This is a genomic window from Geobacillus sp., from assembly GCF_017515625.1.
Lineage (GTDB): Bacteria > Bacillota > Bacilli > Bacillales > Anoxybacillaceae > Geobacillus > Geobacillus stearothermophilus.
Genome location: NZ_JAFWFM010000166.1, coordinates 1 through 5376, shown reverse-complemented (window position 1 = coordinate 5376; position 5376 = coordinate 1). Strand labels below are relative to the sequence as shown.

The 5376-nt window shown below is 54.2% G+C and carries 8 protein-coding genes; 4 read left to right on the top strand and 4 right to left on the bottom strand.

Annotated features, from left to right (window positions below; all coding sequences use genetic code 11):
- Positions 1 to 382 precede the first annotated feature (382 nt).
- The gene (locus IKE44_RS09840) at positions 383 to 880 is read left to right on the top strand and encodes a phosphatidylglycerophosphatase A family protein (RefSeq protein WP_033010394.1); all 498 of its coding nucleotides are present in this window, start codon (positions 383 to 385) and stop codon (positions 878 to 880) included.
- 145 nt (positions 881 to 1025) lie between these two features.
- Here the strand turns inward: IKE44_RS09840 and IKE44_RS09835 are convergent, their stop codons facing one another.
- Entirely contained in the window at positions 1026 to 1796 is a 771-nt protein-coding gene (locus IKE44_RS09835) for a TIGR01457 family HAD-type hydrolase (RefSeq protein ID WP_033016323.1), read from the bottom strand.
- Positions 1793 to 2263, bottom strand: a complete 471-nt coding sequence (locus tag IKE44_RS09830) for a DUF86 domain-containing protein (RefSeq protein WP_049624156.1) — start codon at positions 2261 to 2263, stop codon at positions 1793 to 1795. Before IKE44_RS09830 ends, IKE44_RS09835 begins: the two co-directional genes overlap by 4 nt.
- Positions 2264 to 2357: 94 nt before the next feature.
- Here IKE44_RS09830 and IKE44_RS09825 point away from each other — a divergent pair, with 94 nt between their 5' ends.
- Together IKE44_RS09825 and IKE44_RS09820 are read left to right on the top strand one after the other, a co-directional pair.
- Positions 2358 to 2627, top strand: coding sequence for a DUF3055 domain-containing protein (locus IKE44_RS09825; protein ID WP_049624155.1), 270 nt, complete (start codon positions 2358 to 2360; stop codon positions 2625 to 2627).
- Positions 2628 to 2685: 58 nt separating this feature from the next.
- Positions 2686 to 2970 (top strand): hypothetical protein, encoded by a 285-nt coding sequence (locus IKE44_RS09820; RefSeq protein ID WP_033010390.1) that lies wholly within the window; start codon positions 2686 to 2688, stop codon positions 2968 to 2970.
- Positions 2971 to 3004: 34 nt separating this feature from the next.
- Here the strand turns inward: IKE44_RS09820 and IKE44_RS09815 are convergent, their stop codons facing one another.
- On the bottom strand, positions 3005 to 3280 hold the full coding sequence (locus IKE44_RS09815; protein WP_033010389.1) for a YutD family protein: 276 nt from the start codon (positions 3278 to 3280) through the stop codon (positions 3005 to 3007).
- 111 nt (positions 3281 to 3391) lie between these two features.
- Here IKE44_RS09815 and IKE44_RS09810 point away from each other — a divergent pair, with 111 nt between their 5' ends.
- Entirely contained in the window at positions 3392 to 4078 is a 687-nt protein-coding gene (locus IKE44_RS09810) for a YhcN/YlaJ family sporulation lipoprotein (RefSeq protein ID WP_287465762.1), read from the top strand.
- A 186-nt stretch (positions 4079 to 4264) separates the two neighbouring features.
- Here the strand turns inward: IKE44_RS09810 and lipA are convergent, their stop codons facing one another.
- A complete protein-coding gene (gene lipA / locus IKE44_RS09805; protein ID WP_033010386.1) occupies positions 4265 to 5161 on the bottom strand; it encodes a lipoyl synthase in 897 nt (298 codons plus the stop codon).
- Positions 5162 to 5376 lie beyond the last annotated feature (215 nt).

Here is a 5376-nt window from a genome sequence, read left to right as displayed (position 1 = left end):
ATCAATTTTATAGTTTTGTGTACAATTCATCTGAAGTCCTCCTTGGCATGATGGTAGGTATTGTTTGACACCCCTGCATCATACCAAGAGGGCTTTTTTTGATCAAGTCCCCGGAAAAGCTCCTAACGGGAATGCTCCTTTGTCTTTTTGGCTTGCATTCTTCCTCCCTCCATGTCGTCGCCGCCCCGATGCCGCCCGGACGGGAACGGACTTTTGCGCGCTGATTCCCGGGCCCATAGCCGCGGCAAGGGCAGCTATTGTTTATATATGACAGCAGGCGTCAAAAAAACCGATGAGCATTTTTCTTTATACGAAGGATACATTCATGGCATGATAACATATATATAACAAACGACTTTTTCAAAAGAATGGGTGACAAACCATGACCAAACCGGATATGAACAACCTTGAACAAACCGCCCGCCGATGGCTCGAGGAGCGGGGGGTGACGGTGGAAAAAATTGCGGAGCTTGTTTATTATTTGCAATCGAAATACCATCCGGATTTAACGATGGACGAATGCATTGAAAACGTCAACCGCGTCATCTCGAAACGCGAAGTGCAAAACGCGATTTTGACCGGCATCCAGCTCGACAAGCTCGCCGAGGACGGTCGGCTTGACGAGCCGCTGCAATCCATCATCCGCCGCGATGAAGGGTTGTACGGGGTGGACGAAATTTTGGCCCTTTCGATCGTCAACGTGTACGGATCGATCGGGTTTACGAACTACGGTTATATCGACAAACAAAAACCGGGCATTTTGCAATATTTAAATGACAAATCAACCGGCAAATGCAACACGTTTTTGGACGACATCGTCGGCGCCATCGCCGCGGCGGCATCCAGCCGCCTCGCGCATCGAGCCGCCAACGCCGAGTGAGCGGCGGCGCGAAGCATCCATGCAAAAGACGAAATAGCAGCACCCCTCAAGCCAAACACGATTTATTGGTTCGCATCGATGGCTTTGTTGCTGCACCCGGTCATGAGAAAGGGTGCCCCGAGCCTTTCGGGACACCCCTCTTGCTTTACAGGCGCTCCATCCATTCGCGGAGCGAATCAGCCGTATAGGTCGGCTGCCGTTCGTAGCGGGCGAGCATCTCTTTCGTCGTGACGCCCGTATGGACGAGCAGCGTATCGATGCCCGCGTTCATGCCGGCTAAAATATCCGTCTCGTAATAGTCGCCGATCATCAACACATCTTCCTTTGGAACGCCAAGCACCTTAAGCGCCTGCTCCATAATGATGTTTTCCGGCTTGCCGATAAACGTTGGCTTCACTTGCGTCGAAACGGCGACGACGGACGTGATGGCGCCGTTGCCCGGCAGCAGCCCGCGCTCGGTCGGCAAGGCGATGTCGCCGTTTGTCGAAATGAACATCGCCCCGTTGCGGACGGCAAGGCACGCGATGGCAAGCTTCTCGTACGTCAGCTGGCGGTCGATGCCGATGACCACCACGTCTGCGTCCTCCCCAGCGAAGCGGAACCCTTTTTCCGCCAACGCGGTGCGGATCCCTTCCTCGCCGATGACATAAACGGACGCGTCCGGCTTTCGCTCAAAAATGTAGTTCGCCGTCGCCTGGCTTGTTGTGAAGACATGCCTCTCTTCCGCCGGCACGCCGAATGAGCGCAATTTTTCCGCCACTTGCGCCGGCGTGCGCGACGAGTTGTTCGTGACAAACAAATACGGGAGGCTGCGGCGGTGCAGCTCGTTCACAAACTCGCGCGCCTCGGCGATGCATTCTGTGCCGCGGTACATTGTCCCGTCCAAGTCAAGCAAATAGCCTTTGTATCGTTTCAACGGTTGTCAGTCTCCTTTCCATCCATCGATTCGCTGCCAAACGCCGACACCGGGCCGAGCTCGCTTTCCAAGTAATGGCGCACCGCCTTCGGGTACGCCTCAAGCGCCGGCAGCTGTTCGTTCAAATCCGCGAGCAGTTTCGCGTGATCGACGTTCGTATAGTTTTGGACGAGCGCTTTCCGGTGGGCGATGAACGCTTTCAGCCGCTCGCCGTCCTCAGCCGAAATCACCTGCTCGTCAGTCAAAATGTCAATAATGTCGTTATAGCTCCCCGGGTCGCGCATAATAAAGCCGTCAATCATCGCGTTGCCGACATCGAGCACCGCCTCGATGAGGACATGAGCGATCCGCTCGAGCGCCAGCTGCTCAAGCGCGCCGTCCCAGTGGCGCTGCGCTTTGTAGTGCGCCATCAGTTGCTCCATGCAGCGAAGCCGCTCTTCCAATTTGTTTTGGTCGACAAAATACATGGCTCGTCCTCCTTTTTTCTTCCCCGCCTTCCTCCCTTTTTCGCCGTTCGTCTGCTATGATGGACATAGGCGAAAAATAAAGGGAGGAATGGAGATGAGGGAACGGTTTTATTTATACGATGATACGGTCGAGGCAGCGGTCCGGTTCGTCAGCTTTGTCGGCGAGCGGCAGCGGTTCGATTTGGCGTTAATTGAAACTGACCGCTTTTATGGGAAATATTTGGTGCTGGATTTGCAAAGCAACCGGTTTGCCATTCTTGGCCGCGACGATTTGGAGGAGCCGGGCTATATCGAACGCGCCTATGCACTCAGCGAACAAGACGCCGATGAGCTGCGCGCCTTTTTGGACGAATGCCTTTCATAACCTTCCTCGGTTTTGGACATCTTATGAAACACCCCCGACAGCAAGGAAGGTGAGACGAATGGCGGAACGAGAACAATATGCCGACTTTTCCGTCGTCGAAAAACAGCGCAACTTTTTAACCGCCGAAGAATTCCCGGAAGGTCCGTACGGCTCGCCGCGCCGCGATGACGCCCTGGTCGAGAACAAAAGCACGCCGTGGAAGGAAGGGCAGCGCCATTACAGCGCCTTCAACTATGAGTTCAAATCGTTTCACCAAAACATTCCAAGGCGCGATCCGGCCTCCCATCCGCCGCACGACGACCCGCGCCAAAGCGAGCAGTTTCCATACAACGAAGGCGAATGACGTGCGGCCGCCCGGCAGCGGGCGGCTGCCGCCTTTACCGCTTCACCTTGCGCAACACAAAATAGGCGCACCCAAAATTGCAATATTCATACAAATACTCAGACAGCGTGCTGATTTTCGTATCATACGTCGCCTTTTGGTTATGGTCATCGAAAAACCCGCGCAGGCGAAGCTGATTGTATCCCCAATCGCCGACAATGTAGTCGTACTTCCCTAAAATATCGGCGTATCGGGCGCGAAACGCCTCTTCGTTAAACGCGTTTTTGACGTTTTCAACCAGTTCATAACAATGGTTGTTAATGCAAATCACCGCTCTCACCTCGCCTTTCCACTTTCATCATAAACGATGAACCGCACCCAATCAATTACTGTTATCAAACAGCGAACCGCGTGCCACCCTAAAAGCGAGGGGGGGCTGACGATGAACCGATGTTGGATCGCCGCCGCGTTCGGAACGGCGATCGCCCTGGCCGGCTGCGCGCAGACGGCGCAGGACGAAAACACCGACGTCTACAAACGGAGCGGCAATACGATCAATGTGACCGACCGCAATGAGCTGTACAACGAAAATGGGGTGCCAAACGGCGATGACACGCCGATGAACAACTTCGGCTACGTCCGCCATCAAAAAAGCCCGATCCTCGGCGATGCAAACGGCTATAACGACATGCCGTCGTTCAACCGCGAGCAAGCCGCCGATTTAATCAGCAAACTGTGCACGCAGCTACCGGGTGTCAACGATGTCGCCACGCTCGTCACCGATGAAGAGGTGCTTGTCGTCTATGACGCCGACACAAAAAATCGGCAGCAAACCGCCGACCAAGTGAAAAAGACAGCGCTGTCCGTCGTTCCCCGCTACTACCATGTGTATATCGCCGACAATCCACAGCTGATGAAAGACATTGAGCGCTTCGGGCTCCTTGATTCGAACGCGCGCAATATCGACCAACTTCTCGATGCCACGATTCAGCGGATGTTGAAATATCCGCAAGGGAAAGAGCTGAGCGACGGGGAAAATGAAAACGGCGAAATGATCAACGAGACAAACGACCACCTCGACCGCGACTTCCGCGACGGCACGCCGCGGCCGACGCCGGCCGGACGGTAGCGAAAGAAAACGGTCTGCCTGTTTCTTAAAGAGGCTCGACCGTTTCTTTTTTCCGGCAACAAAAGCCGCCAGTCAAAGTGTTTGCCGCCTGGGCGCGATGCCCGCATCTCCCCTCGCAGGCTGTTTGGCGGCAGCGAGGGGGGCGGACGCCGGCTTTGACTCCGCAAGCCCGGGCGCCTGCCATCTTCACGCCTTCAGCTGCCGCGCTTTCGCCGCTTCGTTCACCTGCTCGTCGGCATGGTACGACGAACGGACGAGCGGACCGGCCTCGCAATGGCTGAACCCTTTGCTCAGCGCGATTTCTTTCAGCTCTTGGAATTCGTCCGGATGGTAATATTTGACGACTTTCAAATGTTTTTTCGTCGGCTGCAAATATTGGCCGATCGTCAAAATGTCGACATGGTTGGCGCGCAAATCGTCCATCGCTTCGATAATTTCCTCTTTCGTTTCCCCAAGGCCGACCATGATGCTCGATTTCGTCGGAATGTCCGGCTGCAGTTCTTTCGCGCGCCGCAAAAACTCAAGCGAGCGTTCATACGTCGCCCGGGCGCGCACTCTCGGCGTCAGACGGCGCACCGTTTCGATGTTATGGTTTAAAATATCGGGACGGGCGTCCATCAGCGTTTTTAAGTTTTCATACACGCCGCCCATATCCGATGGCAGCACTTCAATCGTCGTAAACGGATTTTTCCGGCGGATGGCACGCACCGTTTCCGCAAACACCGCCGCCCCGCCGTCTTTGAGGTCATCGCGGGCGACGGCCGTAACGACGACGTGTTTTAAATTCATGATGCGCACCGACTCAGCGACGCGTTCCGGCTCTTGCCAGTCAAGCTCGGTCGGGAGCCCGGTTTTGACAGCGCAAAAGCGGCAGGCGCGCGTGCAGACGCTGCCCAAAATCATAAACGTCGCCGTCCGCCTTACCGCCCAGCACTCATGAATATTCGGGCACTTCGCCTCTTCGCACACAGTATGTAAACGATTTTCCCGCATCAGCTTCTTCAATCCGATATAATGTTCATTCGTGTTCAGTTTAATCTTCAGCCAGTCCGGCTTGCGGACATGTTCTTCGTTTGTTGCCATCGTTCTCACTCCACTTGTCGAGGATTGTTCCATTTTCATTATAAATGAAAAACGCGAAAAAACACAAAAAAATAGGCTCTTCACCACAAGTTGTACTTGATCATTGAAGATCGGTGTGCATAGAGAAAATAGAGGGTACAAAAAATGCGAATTTTCCTGTATGGTAAAGGTGTCCAAACCAAACCATTGGAGGAAAATTCGCATGTACGCTCAGT